General features: G+C 36.8%; 9 protein-coding genes. 1 reads left to right on the forward strand and 8 read right to left on the reverse strand.

Annotated features, from left to right (window positions below; translation table 11 throughout):
• Nucleotides 1-248: 248 nt before the first annotated feature.
• The 6 genes from CSC80_RS12810 to CSC80_RS12830 all read right to left on the reverse strand — a co-directional run bounded on the left by CSC80_RS12810 (nt 249) and on the right by CSC80_RS12830 (nt 18,727).
• Entirely contained in the window at nt 249-14,099 is a 13,851-nt protein-coding gene (locus CSC80_RS12810) for a Calx-beta domain-containing protein (RefSeq protein ID WP_099192367.1), read from the reverse strand.
• Nucleotides 14,099-14,380: a hypothetical protein gene (locus CSC80_RS19340; protein WP_143751752.1), complete on the reverse strand. Its 282-nt coding sequence runs from the start codon at nt 14,378-14,380 to the stop codon at nt 14,099-14,101. Before CSC80_RS19340 ends, CSC80_RS12810 begins: the two co-directional genes overlap by 1 nt.
• A gap of 724 nt (nt 14,381-15,104) precedes the next feature.
• Nucleotides 15,105-16,637, reverse strand: a complete 1,533-nt coding sequence (locus tag CSC80_RS12815) for a cryptochrome/photolyase family protein (RefSeq protein WP_099192369.1) — start codon at nt 16,635-16,637, stop codon at nt 15,105-15,107.
• An 18-nt stretch (nt 16,638-16,655) separates the two neighbouring features.
• A complete protein-coding gene (locus CSC80_RS12820; protein WP_099192371.1) occupies nt 16,656-17,951 on the reverse strand; it encodes a DASH family cryptochrome in 1,296 nt (431 codons plus the stop codon).
• Between the two features lie 3 nt (nt 17,952-17,954).
• The gene (locus CSC80_RS12825; RefSeq protein WP_099192373.1) at nt 17,955-18,092 is read right to left on the reverse strand and encodes a DUF2256 domain-containing protein; all 138 of its coding nucleotides are present in this window, start codon (nt 18,090-18,092) and stop codon (nt 17,955-17,957) included.
• Nucleotides 18,092-18,727, reverse strand: coding sequence for a flavin reductase (locus CSC80_RS12830; protein WP_099192375.1), 636 nt, complete (start codon nt 18,725-18,727; stop codon nt 18,092-18,094). The genes CSC80_RS12825 and CSC80_RS12830 overlap by 1 nt, the downstream gene beginning before the upstream one ends.
• Nucleotides 18,728-18,884: 157 nt before the next feature.
• Here CSC80_RS12830 and CSC80_RS12835 point away from each other — a divergent pair, with 157 nt between their 5' ends.
• Nucleotides 18,885-20,234, forward strand: coding sequence for an NAD(P)/FAD-dependent oxidoreductase (locus tag CSC80_RS12835; protein ID WP_099192377.1), 1,350 nt, complete (start codon nt 18,885-18,887; stop codon nt 20,232-20,234).
• A 73-nt stretch (nt 20,235-20,307) separates the two neighbouring features.
• Here CSC80_RS12835 and CSC80_RS12840 read toward each other — a convergent pair whose 3' ends face one another.
• Both CSC80_RS12840 and CSC80_RS12845 read right to left on the reverse strand, forming a co-directional pair.
• Nucleotides 20,308-21,087, reverse strand: a complete 780-nt coding sequence (locus tag CSC80_RS12840; protein WP_058105943.1) for a C4-type zinc ribbon domain-containing protein — start codon at nt 21,085-21,087, stop codon at nt 20,308-20,310.
• 1 nt (nt 21,088) lies between these two features.
• A complete protein-coding gene (locus CSC80_RS12845) occupies nt 21,089-22,183 on the reverse strand; it encodes a Nif3-like dinuclear metal center hexameric protein (RefSeq protein ID WP_099192379.1) in 1,095 nt (364 codons plus the stop codon).
• Nucleotides 22,184-22,207: the final 24 nt, after the last annotated feature.

The raw sequence follows: 22,207 nt of genomic DNA on the forward strand, positions 1-22,207 counted from the left end.
AAGTAGGTTAATCTTATTTAAACAAATTTAAACGCTGTTCTTATGTATAGAAAAATTAACGGTTGACTCTCCTTATTATTCGTTCTTATACAGCATTTTCGTTTAATTGATGATTTTATCGGTTAAATGAAATGTGTGCTATAATGGGCTTATAAAGAGTGTTTTATGGCTAATATTCTAATGGGGGAAAGAAAAATAAGCACCTCATCTTTTTTAGGATGAGGTACTGTAATTAATGTGTTTTAATATTAGTTGGTACCTAGGTAAATATATCCGTTGAACGGTTCTAGAATAGTACCTGTTTCAATATCGGTTGCTGTAATTATATAGTAATAAGTACCTGTTGGTAACATACCAGATTGACCGAATGAACCATTAGGAGACTCACCGCCCCAATCATTTTGGTAGTCTTTGACCTCTGCAACTTTTGTACCCCAACGGTTAAAAATGATGACATCAAAACTAAAGGCACAGTACTCAACACCCGTAATTTCAAAATAATCATTAACTCCGTCGCCATTTGCGGTAACCGCTTTAGAGATGATAATATCACCTCTACCACATGGTACACATTCAGTATCTACAATTACTGTAAAGTCAACATAATATTTACAGGTACCCTCTGTGGAGCTATAGGCAATTTTATATTCACCTGGCTCATGGTTCATAGGATCAAAAATGTTTTCCTCAAGAACAACATCACCTTCAAGTATCATAAACGTACCGTTACGATCAAAATCTGCAGGTAGGTAATTCAATAGGTCAATTGGCTCTTCTTCTATGCAAATGTTAATTGTAATTTCCTGTAATTGAGGTTGTAATACGAAAATTATTTGCTCAAATAAAGCAGTGTTGCCACAAGAATCCGTTACGTTCCAAGACCTTATGATCATATAATCGTCAGAGTCATCAGCTTGTTGCGTTTCTTCATTGAAAACAACTTCAAAATTACCGCAACCACCTGTAAAGGTCATTTCTGGTGCTTCTGGAATTTCGTCGCCACAGATAATAGTAATTTCTTCTTCATAAGGCTGGCTCATTATAGGACCAGTTGGCTCAATAGTAATTACTTGGGTATGTTCTGTTGAATTACCGGCACAATCGGTAGCGGTCCAAGTTCTAGTTACCGTATAACCAACTGCACAGTTTTCTTCATTGGTAATAGTTTCTTCAAAAACCACTTCAATGTTAGGGTCACAAGAATCTGTAGCTGTCAATATAGATGCATCTGGTACCATATTACATTCTACGGTCATATCTAACGGTAGCGCTTCATTGAAAGTTGGGGCTACTGTATCTTCAATAGTAATTACTTGTGTATGTGTACGAACATTACCTACGCAATCAGTAATAGTCCATGTTCTGGTAATGGTATATTCCGTTGCACACTCATCATCTTGACCTTCCACTAATTCATCATAATCCACGGTAATGGCACATGTACTATCAGAAGTTATTACAAATGCATCTGGGATCGTATCACAAGCTTCAATGGTCTCATCGGTTGGCCAGCCTTCATTACCATCATTATCTATAATGGTCACCGTAGCAATATTATCTGATAATATACCAACTATTGGGCTAGATATATTTTCAAGAATGACATTGAAAGTTTCTGGGTCTTCAATAATAATATCGTCAATAATAGGAATTACTATAGCTTGAGTATTATCGTTTGTGCCGCCGAATGTCAATGTTTGGGTATTACGAGGTACACCTGTGTAATCGTTGGCATCCACTGCTGAACCATCTACCGTATTGAACTCAACAGTAAATTCATCTTGAACATCAGCATTAAGTACAACATTTAAGGTTACGGTACCTGCACCTTCGTTTACCTCAACCGAAGTAGTATCGAATTGTACACCGTATAAAGAAGGATCGGCATCGTTATCAATAATGTTTACGGTAGCCGTATCATTGGCAAGAATACCTACGATAGGCGAAGAAATATCTTCAAGGATGACCTGGAAGTTCTCCGTAAACTCGATTAAGGTGTCATCTATAATAGGAATAACAATAGTCTGAGTATTTGAATTTGTTCCGCCAAATGTCAATGTCTGGGTATCTTGAGGAACACCTGTATAATCGCTACCTTCTATGGTAGTTGCATCAACGGTATAATATTCAACCGTGAACTCGTCTTGAACATCTGCATTTAGTATGACATCAAGGGATACGGTACCTGCATCCTCGTTCACATCTATTGAGGTGATATCGAATTGTACTCCGTATAAAGAAGGATCGGCATCGTTATCAATAATGTTTACCGTAGCCGTATCATTGGCAAGAATACCTACGATAGGCGAAGAAATATCTTCAAGGATTACTTGGAAGTTCTCCGTAAACTCGATTAAGGTGTCATCTATAATAGGAATAACAATAGTCTGAGTATTTGAATTTGTTCCACCGAATGTCAATGTCTGGGTATCTTGAGGAACACCTGTATAATCGCTACCTTCTATGGTAGTCCCATCAACGGTATAATATTCAACCGTGAACTCGTCTTGAACATCTGCATTTAGTATGACATCAAGGGATACGGTACCTGCATCCTCGTTCACATCAATAGAAGTGATATCGAATTGTACTCCGTATAAAGAAGAATCGGCATCGTTATCAATAATGTTTACCGTAGCCGTATCATTGGCAAGAATACCTACGATAGGGGAAGAAATATCTTCAAGGATTACCTGGAAGTTCTCCGTAAACTCGATTAAGGTGTCATCTATAATAGGAATAACAATAGTCTGAGTATTTGAATTTGTCCCACCGAATGTCAATGTCTGGGTATCTTGAGGAACACCTGTATAATCGCTACCTTCTATGGTAGTCCCATCAACGGTATAATACTCTACCGTGAACTCGTCTTGAACATCTGCATTGAGCACAACATCAAGGGATACGGTACCTGCATCCTCGTTCACGTCAATAGAAGTGATATCGAATTGCACTCCGTATAAAGAAGGATTGGCATCGTTATCAGTGATGTTGATAGTACCTTGATTGTCATTAATAGCAATTAATGTGGTCGATAGATCAGAAAGGTCAACAAATAGACTTTCCGTAAACTCAATTAGTGTGTCGTCAATAATACTTACGGTTATAGGGTGAACTTCACCATCTGTACCGGTAAAAGTCAACTGACCAGCATTGGCGGTATAATCTCCAGGTTCAACTGCTGAATCATTATTAGTTGTGTAATCTAAAGTAAATCCGTCTTGAACGTTACCTGTCAATAAAACATTGATCGTTGCAGTACCTGCAGCTTCATCAACCGTAATATTGTCATTCTCAAATGAGATACCTGTAACACCTGGTATATTATCGTTATCGGTGATATTGATATTGCCTTGGTGATCATTTATAGCGATTAGTGTAGTAGAAAGGTTAGACAAGTCAATAAACAATCTTTCAGTTGCTTCAATTAAATTATCATCAATGATACTTACGGTAATTGGCTGTGTTTCTCCATCTGTACCGGCAAAGGTCAACTGACCGGCAATAGCAGTATAATCTCCAGGTTCAACCGCTGAATCATTGTTGGTAGTATAGTCTAAAGTAAATCCGCCTTGTACATTACCCGTCAATAATACATTGATCGTAGCAGTACCGGCAGCTTCATCTACCGTAATATCATCATTTTCAAATGAGATACCTGTAACGCCAGGTATATTGTCATTATCTGTGATATTGATATTACCTTGATTGTCGTTTATACCGATCAAGGTAGTAGAAAGGTTAGACAAATTGACTAATAGCGTTTCAGTAGCTTCAATGAAATTATCATCAATAATAGTAACCGTTATAGGTTGTAATTCGCCATCTGTACCAACGAAAGTAAGTTGACCGGAATTACTAGTATAATCACCAGGTTCAATTGCGGAACCATCGGCAGTGGCATAGTCAATAGTAAATCCGCCAGGTACATTTCCTGTCAATTGAACATTGATCGTTGCAGTACCAGCAGCTTCGTCTACGGTAATATTGTCGTTTTCAAAATCGATACCAGTAGTGCCAGGTATGTTATCATTATCTGTAATACTGATATTACCTTGATTGTCATTGATAGTAATAAGTGTCGTGGATAGATTAGGAAGGTCAACCAACAATCTTTCAGTTGCTTCAATTAAATTATCATCTATGATACTTACGGTAATTGACTGTGTTTCGCCATCTGTACCAACAAACGTTAATTGACCGGCAGTTGAGGTGTAATCACCAGGAGCTTCCGCGGTGTCGTCATTAGTGGTATAATCTACCGTAAATCCGCCTTGAACATTACCTGTTAACAATACATTTATAGTTGCTGTGCCAGCAGCTTCATCAACTATAATATTATCATTTTCAAATGAGATTCCGGTGCCGGGCACATGGTCATTATCGGTAATGTTAATATTACCTTGATTGTCATTGATTGCAATCAATGTGGTAGATAAGTTTGACAGGTCTACAAATAACCTTTCCGTAGCTTCAATGATGTTGTCATCTATAATGCTTACTGTTACAGGATGGAATTCACCATCTGTACCTACAAAAGTTAATTGTCCTGCATTGGTAGTATAGTCACCTGGTTGTACTGCAGAATCATTGTTCGTAGTATAATCTAGGGTGAAACCACCTTGAACATTACCGGTAAGCAATACGTTGATCGTTGCAGTGCCAGCGGCTTCATCAACTGTGATATCGTCATTTTGGAAAGAGATACCCGTAGTTCCCGGTATATTATCATTATCGGTGATATTGATGTTACCTTGATTGTCATTAATAACAATAAGGGATGTCGATAAATTTGAAAGGTCAACAAATAGTCTCTCGGTAGCCTCTATGATATTGTCATCGATTATGGTCACCGTAACTGGCTGAATTTCTCCATCTGTACCGGTGAAAGTCAATTGACCGTTTATAGGAGAATAATCTCCTGGTTGTATAGCCGTATCGTTGTTGGTTGTATAATCTACCGTAAATCCGCCAGGAACATTACCTGTTAATTGCACATTTATGGTTGCCGTACCTGCAGCTTCATCAACGGTAATATCATCATTTTCAAATGCAATACCCGTAGTACCAGGTATATTATCGTTGTCGGTAATATTAATGTTTGCTTGATTGTCATTGATGGCAATCAAATTAGTAGATAGGTTAGATAGGTTAACAAATAATCTTTCTAACGTCTCAATGGCACTATCATCAATAATTGTAACGGTAATTGGCTGTAGCTCACCGTCAGTACCTACAAAGGTCAATTGACCTGAACTTGTAATATAATCACCTGGTTGAACAGCAGAGTCGTCACTGGTGGTATAATCCAATGTAAAACCACCTTGTACATTACCGGTTAAGAGTACATTTACGGTAACCGTACCAACAGCTTCATCTACAGTAATATCATCATTTTGAAATGAGATACCCGTGGTTCCAGGATTGTTGTCATTATCGGTAATATTGATATTCCCCTGGCTGTCATTGATAGCAATTAAGGTTGTAGATAGGTTAGATAGGTCTACGAACAGTCTTTCAGTAGCTTCAATGATGTTGTCATCTATGATGTTGACCGTTACAGGGTGAATTTCTCCGTTGGTGCCGGTAAAAGCTAATTGACCAGAAGTTGAGGTATAATCACCAGGTTCAATGGCAGAATCATTGTTGGTGGTATAGTCTACCGTAAATCCGCCTTGAACATTACCTGTCAATAGAACGTTTATAGTGGCTGTACCAGCATCTTCATCTACGGTAATATCGTCATTTTCAAATGAAATACCGGTAGTTCCAGGTATGTTGTCATTATCGGTAATATTTATATTCCCTTGACTGTCATTAATGGCAATTAAGGTTGTAGATAAGTTAGATAAGTCTACAAACAATCTTTCTGTAGTCTCAATAATATTGTCGTCAATAATAGCAACTGTAATTGGTTGTAGTTCACCGTTAGTACCGGCAAAGGTCAATTGACCTGAACTAGTAGTATAATCCCCTGGTTGATAGGCAGAGTCATCATTAGTAGTATAGTCTATAGTAAATCCGCCTTGAACATTACCTGTTAACAGTACATTTATTGTAGCTGTACCATCAGCTTCATTAACAGTGATATCATCATTTTGGAATGAAATACCCGTACCGGCGCCACCATCATTATCGGTAATATTGATAACTCCCTGGTTGTCATTTATAGCAATTAATGAAGTTGAAAGGTTTGAAAGGTCTACAAATAGACTTTCAGTTACCTCTATAAGTGAGTCATCATTAATGGTAACGGTTATGGACTGGGTTTCACCATCTGTACCGGTAAAGGTCAATTGCCCCGAGTTAGTAATATAATCACCAGGTTGGGTGGCCGTATTATCATTGGTTGTAAAGTCTAAGGTAAATCCGCCTTGAACATTACCTGTTAATAGAACATTAATGGTAGCAGTACCTGCAGCTTCATCTACGGTAATATTGTCGTTTTCAAATGAAATACCCGTAGTGCCCGGTATATTATCGTTGTCGTTAATGGTACCAATAGCAGAATTAGTTGGCTGTTCATCTAAGAACCCAACATTAATATTAGATTGAATATTGGATAATGTTATAGTGAAATCTTCCGACGGTTCAATTATGCTATCGTCTATGATCGGTACGTCTATATTAACTGAATTTGTAGTACTGTTGAATGAAATTGTACCTGTAGAAGACGTGTAATCACCTGGTTCAATAGCGGTGTCGTTACCTGTTGCGTAATCAACGGTAACTGTTTCTCCAGGAGTAATACTACCTGTAAAAGTAGCTGTGAATCTCGCAAAAGTGTTAGTACCTTCTGTAACAATAACATTATCATTGGCAAAAGAAACACCTGTACTACCAGGTACATTATCATTATCGGTGATACTTACAATACCCTCATTATCATTAATGGTAGGTGTATTTGTACCATTTGTAAGTTGAACAAAGAACTGCTCGGTAGTTTCTATAATTGTATCATCATTAATTGTAATGGTAACCGATCTTGTTTCGTTATTGGTACCGGCAAAAGAAACGGTATTCGATGCAGAAACATAGTCTTCAGATTCAACCGCGGTATCATCTGCGGTAGTATAGTTTACCGTGAATCCACCAGAAACAGTACCGGTATGTGTAATTTCAAGAACAGCCGTACCAGCATCTTCATTAACGGTAACGTCGTTAATACTAAGACCTATAGGATCACCATTTTCACTAACGTAAATGTATTGTGTATGGCTTGTGCTATTACCTGCACAATCGTTAGTTGTCCAAGTTCTAATAATCGTGTAATTTGTACTTGTGTTATCGCCATCATATGTTTCGTTGAATGTCACTGTAGAGTTGGAGTCACAATTGTCATTGGCAGAAAGTATAGGTGCTGTAGGTATATTGTCATGAGCAGCATAAGAATCTTGTGGTAAAGTTTCATTAAAAGTAGGCGCCTCATTATCTTCAATAGTGATAACCTGGGTAAAAGTTTCACTTACTCTACCACAAGCATCTGTAAATGTCCAAGTATTGGTATACGTACCTTCAGTAGGACAAGCTCCAGATTGTACAAAACTACCTGCTGTTTTATTCAAAGTAAAATCACAAGAAGCCGTTGCAGGTACCAAAGAATTGGCATTGTTAAGTGCTGCAATATTATCACAGGCAATAGTTCTGTCCAATGCATTAGGAGCCGTTGACCAATTTACCTGTGGGGGTTGTTGTACATCTATAATTGTTGGGGTATGTGTACCTATACCACAAGAATCTGTAGAAGATGAACTGTTAGTGGTAATAGGGTCACCACTAATTACTCCACTATACGTAGCCGTTGCTTGTAATTCAAAACTAGCAACACAGGCGGTTTCCAAAAAGTAACATGCTTCTATAATTTCAATATCGAAATCAATATCATAATTATCACCCATATTGGTAGTACCATTTTGAGCCGTAAAGGTCAATGTTTTAGTAGACGGGTCATAAGAATGGGTAATTCCTGAAGGTAAAGTTCCTAATCCGGAGAAATCTGCTTCAGCAGGAAGAACCGTGGTAATAACAAGATCTTGAATATCGTCATTACCAATATTGGTAACGTTTAAAGTCAAGGGTACAATATCACCAGCATTAAAAGGACCACTGGTATTTGTATTCAGACTTAAGGCCCCTAGACTTGGTTTGTAAACATCTACACTTAATCCCATTAAATATAGACCGTAAGACTCTTGATCTGTAGTAATTTTAAATCGGGCAAAAGTTTGATCGTTATCAATATATCTATTGGCCGTATTGGCTAATGGAAATACGGTAGCATCAAAACCTAAGGTATTGGTACTAGCGGCATTTCTGTCCACGTAATTCAGACCGTCAATGGTAATACGACTGTTAAAGAAGTTATCTTCATCTCTTAACGTAGTCGATAATTTTGACCAGTTATTAGAAGTATCAAATATTAATAATTGGTCACCTGAAAGATCACGGTCACCTTCTAATGCACCTAACATTACATTGGCATTGATATTACCGTTAGGTATGGTTTCAAAGCCACTAAAGTTAAATTCTGTTTCACCCGCACCATTAGATGCAAAGGTGTGCACATAACCATCATAAAGGGTAATGTTTTTAGGGTCTAATGATACGTTTTCATAAACGAATACAATTTGCCATCCACCAGAGGTTCCGGTCACATTTGCAATACCGTGAGAACGTAAATCCATTTCAGTAGCCTTTACATTACCTACTTGATAGGTTCCAAAAGGTGTAGAAAGAGCATTGATGTCATCGGTAATATCCTTTATACATACATATGGGTCGTTTTGAAAATGATCATCACGACCTCTATAAATTACCTCATCTGCAGAAACTGTTGTATATGAAGATTGGCCTGGTAGCATTAATTTAACCTGGTTGTAATTCCAAGAAGGTTCTGTAGCACCACCACCAGTAGTACCATCGTATTCTTTATCTGCGGCAGCCCAATATAGATAAGCCTTTTTAATATTTAAACAGCTCAACGAAGGCTCTGGGTTTGCTAAGTTCGCATTGGTAGAGTTGAACGTTGTTGGGTCTGAGTCTATATCTACAAAAACGTTGTTGTTGAAATCATGGTTACCATCTTCTCCATTGTAATTGCCTGTTGCATTTCTTGAAAGTACATTGTTGGCGATCATGGTAAAGTCTCCGTTGATACTTCCGGAATAGCGAATTTCAAAATCTTTTTTAAGGTTGGTGTCGTTTACAAATATGTTAACAACAGCTTCATCTTCAGATCCGTTAGAATCTACTATTTTATATCTAAAAGAATCGTTTCCGTTAAAAGATGGACTAGGTTGGTATTCAAAATAATCATCTGTAGCGTCACCAGGTGTACCATTGTCCCTAAGCGTTACCGTACCATTAATAGGGTTGTTTACCACTTGTAGAGGGTTTACGGCTGCAGGTCCGTCAAACCCATAATCATCATTATCAAGCACCGTAATATTTGCGGAAGCTTGGTTTTGGAATACAACAAAAGAATCATCTACTGCACTTGGTAAATGATTAATATCCCTAATAGTACCAATAGCTGTAGGATTAGAAGCTGTAATTAAACTTGGGGAAATTGAGATTATTGTCAATCTCAAGGTCTCATCACCTTCAATTATAGCATCTTGAATAATATCCACAGGAACTTGTAGTACTTCATCTGAAGTACCGGTAAAGTTAAGGGTACCTGTTGCCGAAGCGGTATAGTCACTACCATATGTGGTGGTATTGTCCGTAATTTCATATGATGCTGTAAAACCTCCATTTATTGGTTTTCCGGTATACGTAACTTCAAAATTGGCGGTTACATTGAATTCGTCTACAGAAAAACCTGTAGCAGCCACTGTACCCGTATCATCATTGGTTATCGTACCAATTGCATCCGCATTGGATATACTGATTTTGGATGAAGATGGATTAGAAATCGTAATTCTCAAATCTTCATTGTTTTCAATGAAATCATCACCAACAACATTGATTTGAACTGAACGTACTTCGTTATTTACACCGGTAAAAGTTAAGGTTCCAGTTGTTTGTGGATCTGTGGTTAAAGTATAGTCAACACCAGAAGTTGTGCTAATATCGGTAATAGAATATGCCAGGGTAAACCCACCGTTTAATCTGTCTCCGGTATACGTAACATCAAAATTGATACCGTTGGTCTGTTCAACGATACTAAAACCAGCTACAGCAACAGAACCTCCGTCGTCATCAAGTATAACTCCTCTAGCTTGGTTGTTTAATAAGTTGACACCAACATTTGAACGTATGGCAACAAGATCAACAAAGAAATCCTCTTCGTTCTCAATGGTATCATCGCTAATTATGGGCACAACTATATTTTGTGTTTTTGTTGTACTGGTAAATGTTAAGGTTTGTATGGTAGCATGAGGAGTAAAATCTGTGGCATTTGCCGCACTACCGTTAGTTACAAAATAATCTACTTCAATAGTTTCGCCAGTGTCCACATCACCAATGAATTCAACGACGAATGTCGCATTTACATTATCACCAGTATCACCTTCTGTAACGGTAACCGTTAAATTCTGAAAATCAATTCCTTTAGTAGCGGTATTGTCATTATCGGTAATAGCGCCCGTACCTGTTGGATCTACGATGTTAATTAAAGTAGTGGACAGATTAGAAAGTTGAATGTTCAAATCTTCCGTTGCTTCTATGAATGCATCTTCCAGTATGGTAACTTCAATTGACTGTTGATAGTTATTAGATGTACCGGCTGGGAAAGTTAACTGTCCTGAAGCAAGTGTTGTGGTATAATCTTTTCCGTCTGAAGCAGTACCGTCCGTAATATTGTAATCTACGGTAAAGGAATCTTGTACGGTATTTCCGTTATAAGTGATGATGAAGTTAGTACTTCCTGCGGATTCGTTAACCGAAAAGTCAGATGCACTTAAACCTGTGGTTGCCGTTTTTAAATCATTATCGGTAATAGTACCAATAGCATTTGCATCTACTAAATTAATAAGGCTAGTAGATAAATTCGTTAATTGAAAATTGATGGTTTCATCAGATTCAATGATGGTATCGTCATTGATGTTGATACTCACATTTTGTGAATCACCGTCATTGGTCCCTGCCGGGAATGTCAATTGACCTGTTAATGTAGGGTTTCCACTAAAATCTGTACCAGCTATAGCTGAACCATCCGTTATAGCGTAATCTACAGTAAAAGAATTTTGCAGTTCACTACCATTATAAGTAACCACAAAACTAGCAGTGCCATCATCCTCATCAACATTGATGTCAGCAACCGTTAAACCTGTGGTAGGTGTTTTAGAATCATTATCTATAATGGTACCGATCGCATTTGGGTCCACTAGGTTGATAAGATTGGTAGAAGGATTTGATAGTTCAATATTTAAATTCTCGTCACCTTCAATGATGAGGTCATTTATTATGGTAACATTTACAAGTTGAGTTGCACCGTCCGTAGTGTTGTTTGGAAAAGAAACCTGACCTGTTAATGTAGCGGTATAATCATCTCCTTCTATAGCAGACCCATTGCTAATGGTATAATCTGCTGTAAAGCCAGTTTTAACGTTACCACCATTATAGGTAACTACAAAGTTTGCCGATGCAGTTGCCTCGTTGAAATCTACGTCTGCAATAGATAGTCCTGTCGTTGGGGTAGTATCATTATCTATGATTGTACCAGTAGCATCTGCCTTGATAATATTCAAAAGACTGTTTGAGATATTTGATATTTGAATACTAAGACTTTCATCACCTTCAATTACGGTATCATCTGTAATTGCTACTAAAAGTGATTGGGTGTTACCATCAGAAGTACCGGCAGGAAAAGTAACCTGACCAGTAAGGTTTACATTATAATCTGAGCCATGAGTTGTACTAATATCTGTAATGGCATAGTCTACGGTAAAGGAATCTTGTACTGTAGGTCCGGTGTAGGTCAATATAAAATTAACGGTACCCACATTTTCATCAGCGGAAAAATCAGCTATGGAAACACCTTCACCCGCAGCAGGGGCATTTATATTAGTAATGGTTCCCAACGCAGTATCGGTAATATCGCCTACATTGGTTGAGCCATTGGTCATGCCCAAGGTAAAAGTTTCATCACTTTCAATGATATTATCATCTATGGCCGGAATAAGGATATTTGTATTCAATGTATTACTAGGTACTGAAAAACCTGACAGGGCAGTATAGTCCGATGCTATTGTAGTAATATCTGTATACGTAAGGTCAAACGTCACTACTTCATTTACCGCATGAGATAAGCTAACGGAGAAATCCAGATCATTACCTTCTGCATCACTCGCGTCTGCAATGGTAACAACAGGTCTTATAAAAAGGTCTGCGGCATTAGAGTAGGTATAAGGAGTACATAGATTTTCACTATCATACGCGCTAAATCTATATTGATTTCCACTTTCAGAGCTTGTGATATTTGTCAAGGTCAATGTGGTAGTCGTGGAACCCGAATAAATACCGCTATCCGAAATAGGGTTCCAAGTGGTACCATTGTCCGTACTAACTTCCCATTGATAGGTAAGTCCGGTTCCGTTAACACCTGTTGTATAGGTAATAGTGTCGCCAAGGTTGGCAACTCTATCGTTTGGCTGTAATGTTATACTAACGGTTTGGAACGCTGTGGTAACCTTACTATCCGTACCTGTATAGCCACCTTGTGCTAAAACACGCCCTGTAGAAGGGTCTACTGTACCGTTGCTTACGGTTAGAGGACCGTTACCTAAATAACCATCGCCGTCAGGATCTGTATGTCCAGCCTCTACAGCATCGGGACAACCGTCATTGTCAGAATCATTATCTAAGCTGTCAATAATGGAGTCGCCATCGGCATCACCGTTACCTTCGTTAATATCCGTAATACCGTCATTATCATCATCTTCATCCACTAAGTCATTTACGCCATCAAAATCAGTATCCAAGTCATCATCTGTAATTGTAATTTCACCTTCACCGGTTACAAAAACTATGTTTTGGGGAACATAGTTGGTCATGGTGTTGGCATCCGGGGAATAAGAAGGTATTACCGTGAAATATTCTGTGGATTCAATTACGGTATCATCGTTAATTTTAAAATTTCTATTAAAACTTTGATTATTAGACCCATTAAAATTAAGAAAGCCGGTAGTTTCATCATAATCAGAAGGTTGTGTTGCCGTATTATCTGATGTAGCATAGTTAATTCTGAAATTATCTTGAACTTCGCCATTTAATGTAAAACTAATTCTGGCATTACCAACAGATTCTAATTCTGTAGTATTACTTAAATTTATGGTAGCGGTATCATTATCATGAATGCGAAGTGCAGAGCGTTCTGTATTTATGCTAACCCTTGAAGGACTAGAGCCATATTTGGTAGTCTCCGCTGCATTTCTAGATTTTACACCGTTGAACTCTTCAGAAGGTTCTACTATAGCGTTGTCTATGGTTGGTATGGGTATAATTATTTCAGAACCTGCAATAGAACCTGCAGGAAAAGTAGCCGTAGTGGTGAATGCGTTGAAATCACTACCATCACTAGCAGGACTCGTTGAACTTGCATTGGCCTCTACAGAAAAATCAACAGTATAATCATCTTCAATACCTACGTATTGTTGACCGCTGGTATTAGTGCCGTTTGATAATCGAAGAACATATTGTATTTCTCCACCTTCCGTGATATCATAGTTTCCACCGGTTACATAGGCTACATCAGTATCTATAATGGTACCGGTACCCGTATCATCGGAAAAAGAGTATGAGCCAGAGGGATCACTTAGCGTAAGTGTAAATTCTTGCTGGGTTGTTTCTACCCAATCATCGTTTAAAGCGGCAACGGTAAAAGTTGAGGTGGTACCAAAAAAACCCAGGGTTACTGAATTTGGACCGGAATAATCTAAAGGTAGTGCAGTATCTGCTACGTCACCATATGTAATATCAAATATTCGGTTTCCTATTATAAAGCTACTGGAAGTAACCGTAAAGGTCATGTTAGACCCCTCATTTGCACTTGCGTCTGAAACCGAAAAAGTTTGTGCCAAGCCATCTATTGATCCTATAAAGAACCACATGACAAATAAAAAAAATGTCGGTTTTATGAAAGTTGATCTTTCCATTATAAATTTTTATTATTTGTTAGAAGAGTACCGTGCTTGAACACGTAAAAATTTTTAGCCATATTTTGAGTGTTGGAGCTGCCGTTGGTCAACGGAATATCCATCCCTAGAAAAGAATTATGGTTTACCTTATAAACAGCATCACTATCCGCCATTGATTTGGACAGATTGTTGACCCTTGAAAAAGATGTAAAGAGATGTTGTATTCCATATATTGGAAATACAGTTTTTTCAAAACAGCATTTGGGGGAGATGATGTTAGAAGTGTAAATAGACTTCATATTAATGGTTAAGTTTAATTCTTTATAGTTTACTTAACCAACATCAAAATAGATTACGAAGAATCGCAATCAATTGCTAAATAGAAGGTTAAGTTTTTTGTTAGAACAGATTTGGGATCTAATTCTGTTACAAAATTAGGACCTACCCGTCTAATAACTCAATTTTATAGTTCACCCGATGTTATTCGTCGACGAACCTACGTTGACAAATTAACGGTGATAGTTTTGGGATATTTAATTGTTGTTGTGAAGCAAGGTGATTTTGTGGTAAATAATATGTAGTCCTTTTCTTATTTTTCAGTTAAATGTAAATTGTGAATTTTCTATTTATATTTATAAGTAATTGATAATTAGTATTTTAAACTGAATTTTTTATAAAAATCGTTTTTGTGTTTTATGTAAGAATTGACTTGAATTACGATTTGAAATTGTTGTAGAGTGTTAAAATTGTTGTTAAAGACCTGTTGATGATGTGATTGTGCATTTGGTCGATGAAATCAATAGGTTCAACCGATTGGAGTTAAAGTAGGACAAGAATTTAGATGGGTAATTTTGGTGATTTTGGAAGATTTTAAAAAACTTCTTAAATGCAAAAACACCTTTTCAAAAATGTTAAAAAGGTGTTTTTATTTATATAGGCGCTCTCGCGGAAAGTTAAATTTAACTACACAACAAAAATATAATTTGGCTTAGATAATAAGGTTAAATTCATATTAACTAATTATTAAAGTGCGTCTAAATTTTTCATTAAATCATTTGCTTTTAATTGTATGTCAGCTAAAACACTACCGTCCATTTTATCTAAAAGTGACAGCATCATTTTCATACGTTGGTTGTTTTTAAAATTCGCTTTCTTATCTGCTAAAAAATTCCAGTACAGCGAGTTAAATGGGCAGGCTTTGTCTCCTAATTTTTTTGTGTGGTTATAAGGGCATTTTGAGCAATAATTACTCATTTTATTAATATAATTGGCACTGCTAACGTAAGGTTTGGTTGCTACGATACCACCATCTGCAAATTGGCTCATTCCTCTGGTATTGGTAATTTCAACCCATTCTATGGCATCTATATAAACACCTAAATACCATTGGTCTACCTCGTCTGGATCCATTTGTGTAAGTAGTGCAAAGTTTCCAATAATCATTAAACGTTGTATGTGGTGGGCATATGAGTGGTCTAAACTTTGACCAATGGCATGTTTTAAACAGTTCATGTTCGTTTTACCTGTCCAAAAGAACTGGGGTAGTTTGTTTTTATTTTCTAGCACATTTAAGCCCTTATATAGTGGCATTTCTTTCCAATAAATACCTCTCATATATTCTCGCCAACCTAAAATTTGACGAGTAAAGCCTTCAACTTGAGATATATGAATTACGTCCTTATTTTTATGATAATGGGCTGTGACCCGGGTAATTACCTCTTTAGGCGAAAGTATTTTGCTGTTCATTGCAAATGACAATCTAGAATGAAATAAAAACTTTTGGTCTTCATGCATGGCATCTTGGTAATCACCAAAATGTGGTAAGAGCTGGTCACAGAAATAAGTCAAGGTACTTAGGGCATCTACTTTGGTTACTGGCCACGAAAATGCTGTGGGGTCAACATTACCAAAGGTCTTAACCTTAGCTTTGGAAAGCTCCTCAATAATTTCTTCAACGTTCTTTTTAAAATCTTTCTCATGGGGAATGCTTGGTTGACCTTTCCATTTATTTCTGTTGCTTTGATCATAATTCCATTTTCCACCTTCAGGTTGATCGTTATTTATTAGGATATCGTGCTTTTTGCGCATCATACGATAAAAGCTTTCCATGATCATTTGTTTTTTTCCTTTGAAGAAATCCCTTAATTCAAATCGTGTTGTATAAAAATGTTCGGTATCGGCGTAAGAGGTAGCTATTGGTAATGACTTACATATATTATTTAATTGTTCATCAAGTCTGTACTCATCAGGTAATTGATATTCAAATTTTTTGGCGTTTGATTCTTTGATGGTTTTAGTGATAATTTCCTCTAGTTGTTGAGGATTATTTGCATCAGTAAGTGAGAAATATATAAATTGATGACCTTTAGCGCTCAGTTCATCTTTGAAATTTCGCATAGCTAAAAAGAACGCTATTACCTTTTGTATGTGATGTTTAACATAGTCGGTCTCTTGGCGCATTTCTGCCATAAGATATATGACATTATCATTTACTTCATTGAACCAAGAGTGATTTTGGTTTAACTGGTCACCAAGAATTAACCGTACAGTTTTCATTTCGTCTAATTTTAATTTTTAAAACAATGTTCCTTGCAGCCACAAACGTTGGTAACTACCGGTACTATCATAGCGATCAGCCTGACTTTTACTATTGAACTTTCTATCTCTGGGGTCATTACCAACGCCGCTATTGTACATCCAATTTCCATAGTTACTATGCACATCGTAATCTATGAGCATACGCTCAAAATATGCGGCGCCAATTCGCCAGTCTTGCTCCAATTCTTTAGACCAAAAACTGGCTACATTTTGTCTACCTCTATTGCTCATCCATCCGGTTGCCAATAATTCTTTCATATTTGCATTGATAAAAGGTTCTTTGGTAGTGCCATTTATCCATTTTTCTAGTGCTACTGGTGTTGTTTTCCATTCGTAAGGCTTTTGAAGTATACCTGTTAGTCCAAAGATTTTATCACCATGTTTTAAGGAGATATACTTAAAATAATCACGCCAAATAAGTTCAAAGATTAACCAGTAGGTACTTTGGTTCTTTACTATTTCTTTTTCAAATTCTCTAACTTCCCAGTAGATGGTTCTGGGAGATATACTCCCATTAGCTAACCAGGCAGAAAGCTTTGAACTATAATTTTCACCTATTAATCCGTTTCTGGTTTTTTTATAGACAGCTAGCTTTTGAGAATCCCAAAAATATTGTTCGATGCGTTTTTGTGCCTCATGTTCACCACCCTGAAAAGGGAAGGCCGTATGCGTGTGTTGGGTGAAGTCATTAAAACCCAATTGATTTAAAGTGGGTAATTCTGTTTTAGTGCGGACCAAATTATTCTTAGACATTGCCTTAATCGGCATTTGAGGAGCTCTTACCTTGCAATGGGCTTCGCAATCTTTTCTGAAGTTGGTGAATATTTCTTGTATGGATTTGAAACTTGTATAGGGAATATCATCTGGATGAAATAAAAATTGGTCGTACACTTCTTTGAATTGAATAGAAGGCGATATTTTATTCTTTACATTTTCAAGTACAAGCTGCTCATCTCTTGTCCATTCTTTTTGTAGAAATACGGTATCGATATTATGTTGTTCAGTTAATTTAGGCAAGAAATCTTCAGATCGGCCCACATAAATGAAAAGGGCAATGTTAAGTTTTTCAAGCGCTGCTTTTAATTGGGTTACGGTTTCAAGTAAGAACTTGGCCCGGTACTTGCCCGTTCGTTTAAATCCGTAGGTATCATAATCAAAAAAAATAGTTTCAAAACAATAGAAGGCAATAACTTTCTGTCCTTTCACGGCATCGTTCAAGGAAGAATTATCACCTATTCTTAGATCATTTCTAAACCAGATTAAATTATTCATGTTCTATTGTTTAAGTTGTTTACACTTTTTACTACAGTATTTTACATGATCCCAATCTCTTTCCCATTTTTTACGCCATGAAAATGGTCTTTTACAAGTAATACATATTTTAGAAGGCAGCTGTATTTTTTTATGCGCCATTACAGTAATTTTTGTAAAGGCTTGTCCGGTTCAGCATAAGAAAACCTAGTTAAAAGTTTAGGTAGCGCATACGCATCTAAACCATTGGTCACAACAGCGTTATGTTTGTCTAATTGTAACCAGCCATCTTCATGTACAATGTCGTCGGGCAAATAAATATGTTCAATGGCACCTATGATTATTACACAGCCATTTTCTTCTATTCTATATTCATTAACATAGCTACACCCCAGTTTTATAGCACTTTCATCTACATAGGGAGCGTGAAATTGGTCTAAGTAAGTTTCAGTTAAATTTGTTTTTGAAAATTCTGAAATATGCTCGTTGTAGCTAGCTGCGGTTTGGTGAGCGCCTTCAATTATTTCATTGTTTACTTGGTTTACAGTAAAAAAGCCAGTCTCCTTAAAGTTTTTATAAGTATCTCTTGCTACTGTTAACGGACGTAAAATGAAACCTAGCATTGGCGGAGTACTGCCAATATGCACCACGGAGTTGAAAATGGCTAAATTACTAATACCCGATACTGATTTTGTCCCTAAAAGATTGGCAGATTTATAACCGGTACAACTATTGATCAAATGTGCCCTATATCTACTGGGCATTTCATTAATATCCTTTGAGGTAAAATGTTTCAATATAATTTTATTTTGTTTAACAAAAATATTAAAAAATTAAACAAAAAAATAACCTTATCAGATAAATGATTTGTTCAGTTTGTTGCGATAAAGCTTAAATTTTGGGCAATATTTCATATTTTTAACATTCACTTAATGTAGGCTTAAAGCCCAATACATGACCCAAGAAAAAAAGAATATTGCCATAATAGGCTCTGGATTAGTAGGATCTTTACTAGCTATTTACTTAAAGAGATACGGACATAAAATAACGGTGTTTGATAGAAGACCGGATATTAGAAATATTGAGTTTTCTGGTCGATCCATTAACCTGGCTATGAGCAATAGGGGATGGAACGCTTTAAAAACTGTTGGAATAGAGGAGGAGATCAAAAAAATAGCCATTCCTTTAGACAAACGTGCCATGCATGTTATTGGTAAAGAACAGTATTTTCAAAAATACGGTAAAGATGGTGAGGCAATTTGGTCCATATCAAGAGGGGTCCTGAACAAACGAATGATTGATTTAGCCGAAAATAATGGGGTAGACTTTCGTTTTGAAGAAAAGGTATGGGATATTGATCTGCCAAGGGCGGTTGTTTTCACAGGTGAAAGTGAAAAGGGCGAGTGGAAAGAATATCCATTTGATTTGGTATTTGGTTGTGACGGGGCATTTTCTAGGGTGAGACATAAAATGCAACGACGTAGTAGGTTTGACTATTCGCAAGATTTTATTGATGTTGGATATAAAGAATTGACCATTCCTGCTAACGCAGACGGTACGCATAAACTAGATAAGCATTCTTTTCATATTTGGCCGCGAGGTAAATTCATGTTTATTGCTATGCCCAATTTAGATGGCAGTTTTACATGCACCCTTTTTATGCCATTTGAAGGGGAAGTATCTTTTGAAAGTTTACAAACAAAGAAAGATGCTGTACGCTTTTTCAATACTTATTTTCCAAATGTAAAGGATGAAATTGAAAACCTTACCGAAGATTTCTTTAAAAACCCTACAAGTGCCATGGTAACTATGAAATGCTATCCTTGGACCTATTGGGACAAAGTAGCGCTGGTAGGAGATTCTGCCCATGCTGTGGTTCCTTTTTATGGTCAGGGAATGAATGCTGGTTTTGAAGATATTTATGTCTTAGATCAGCTTATTCAGGAATTTGGAGATGATTGGGAGCGTATTTTTACTACCTATCAAGAAAAACGCAAGCCAAATGCCGATGCTATAGCAGAGCTGAGTTATAGAAACTTCATAGAGATGAGCAGTAAAACCGCAGACGCTAATTTTTTACTTCAAAAGAAAATAGAAAAACACTTTTCTACAAAACACCCAGAAAAGTGGATACCTGCATACAGCAGGGTTACCTTTTCCAATAGACCTTATGCAGAAGCATTAGCGGAAGGTGATGCTCAAGAAGAAATAATGAAAGAGGTTATGAAAATATCCAATATTGCAGAAAATTGGGATAGTTTAGAGGTTGAGAACTTAATGTTGAAGCTGTTATCCGGTTCCTGAGAATTTTATACATATACCAATAAAAAAGCCATCTTTAGAAGATGGCTTTTCTTTTTTTATACAATGTGCGCTATTATAATTTAGCGAACATTTTTTGCATTTTTTCACTTTCTTCTTCAGCTAGAACTGGGTCAACTAAAATACGACCACTATGCTCATCTGTAATGATTTTTTTTCTTGAAGCAATTTCAACTTGTACCTGTGGTGGAATTGTAAAGAAAGACCCACCAGATGCACCTCTTTCAATTGGAACAACAGCTAAACCATTTTTAACGTTGTTACGGATACGGGCATATGCCTTAACCAAACGCTCTTCAATTTTATCTTGGAATTTGATTGACTCTTCCAACAACGCTTTTTCTTCTTTTTCCGTTTCGGCAAGAATAGCGTTTAGTTCACCTTTCTTATGCTTTAAGTGTGCCTCACGCTCAGATAAACGTTCTTTGGTATCAGAGATAACAGCTTTCTTTTGCTCTATTTGAGCTTTGAATTCTTTAATGTTCTTTTCAGCTAATTGAATTTCCAATTCTTGGAATTCCAATTCTTTACTAATAGAATTGAACTCTCTACTATTACGAACATTTTTCTGTTGCTCGCCGTATTTTTTAATTAAAGCCTTTGCTTCTTCAATCAGGTTCTTCTTAGCACCAATTTCAAAGTTTATATTCTCTAAATCGGTTTTAAGCTTATCCATTCTCGTTTTTAGGCCAAGGACTTCATCTTCCAAATCTTCTACTTCTAAAGGTAGTTCACCACGAACATTCCTTATTTCATCAACCCTAGAATCAATTAATTGCAGATCATATAATGCTCTTAACTTTGCTTCTACAGACGAATCTTCTTTTTTTGCCATATTAAAAATAATTGATGGGATTTGTTATACTTTCCGATAAATGGATTGCAAAATTAGGAATTTTTTTTGTAAGATAATCAACTAAAAGGTTTTTTGTAAACTGCTCAGTTTCAAAGTGTCCAATATCTGCCAAAATTATTTGATTTTCAGACTCGTAAAATTGATGATATTTAAGGTCAGCAGTAACAAATACGTCTGCTTTGACAGCTTTTGCCGCTCCAATGGCAAAAGAACCACTGCCACCTAAAACGGCTACTTTTTTAATGGGTTTGTTCAATAAATTGGAATGTCGCACCAATTTTGCGTTCATTTTGAGCTTAAGGTCATTTAGAAATTGCATTTCTGAAACCTCTTGGTCTAATTCACCGATCATGCCCATACCAATATCTTGGTTGGTGTTTTCAATAGTTTGTATATCATAAGCTACTTCTTCGTAAGGGTGCGAGGTCAATAGCGCATTAATTATAACGGACTCCCGATCTTTACCAAACACGCATGTGAGCATCACTTCGTTCTCGGTATGTGTAGTTCCAATAGTACCAATGGTGGGGTTTGCACCTTCATTGGCTTTATAGGAGCCATTTCCTTCAACCGAAAAGCTACAATTGGAATAGTTGCCAATGTTACCTGCACCTACCTTAAAAAGCGCATTTTTCACTTCTTCAATAGCATTTTTGGGTACGTACGTAGTTAATTTTTTTATCGTGTTCTTTTGGGGAAGTAGCACTTTTGTATTCGAAAGACCTAGTACCTCACATATTTTGGCATTGACTCCGTAACGGGCATTATCAAGTGCGGTATGGTTAGAATAAATGGAAATATCATTTTTGATAGCTTTAATGACTACACGTTCCACATAATTTTTACCGGTAATCTTTTTTAAGCCACCGAAAATGATAGGGTGAAAACTAACAATAAGGTTACAATTCTTGGCGATAGCTTCATCAACAACATTCTCTAAGGTGTCTAACGTAACCAATATTCCGCTCACTTCATTTGTTGCATTGCCCACCAATAGGCCAACGTTATCAAAATCCTCGGCATAGGGTAGTGGGGCAAATTCTTCTAATATTCGGGTGATGTCTTTTACAGTCATTTTATGGAAAAATAAGATATTCAA

Source organism: Maribacter sp. 6B07, from assembly GCF_002700155.1.
Classification (GTDB): domain Bacteria; phylum Bacteroidota; class Bacteroidia; order Flavobacteriales; family Flavobacteriaceae; genus Maribacter; species Maribacter dokdonensis.

What these genes read in the sequence shown, in the direction of transcription:
- CSC80_RS12845 (WP_099192379.1), bottom strand. Translation starts at nt 22,183, where the DNA reads ATGACTGTAAAAGACATCACCCGAATATTAGAAGAATTTGCCCCACTA.
- CSC80_RS19340 (WP_143751752.1), bottom strand. Translation starts at nt 14,380, where the DNA reads ATGAAGTCTATTTACACTTCTAACATCATCTCCCCCAAATGCTGTTTT.
- CSC80_RS12810 (WP_099192367.1), bottom strand. Translation starts at nt 14,099, where the DNA reads ATGGAAAGATCAACTTTCATAAAACCGACATTTTTTTTATTTGTCATG.
- CSC80_RS12815 (WP_099192369.1), bottom strand. Translation starts at nt 16,637, where the DNA reads ATGAAAACTGTACGGTTAATTCTTGGTGACCAGTTAAACCAAAATCAC.
- CSC80_RS12820 (WP_099192371.1), bottom strand. Translation starts at nt 17,951, where the DNA reads ATGAATAATTTAATCTGGTTTAGAAATGATCTAAGAATAGGTGATAAT.
- CSC80_RS12835 (WP_099192377.1), top strand. Translation starts at nt 18,885, where the DNA reads ATGACCCAAGAAAAAAAGAATATTGCCATAATAGGCTCTGGATTAGTA.
- CSC80_RS12840 (WP_058105943.1), bottom strand. Translation starts at nt 21,087, where the DNA reads ATGGCAAAAAAAGAAGATTCGTCTGTAGAAGCAAAGTTAAGAGCATTA.
- CSC80_RS12825 (WP_099192373.1), bottom strand. Translation starts at nt 18,092, where the DNA reads ATGGCGCATAAAAAAATACAGCTGCCTTCTAAAATATGTATTACTTGT.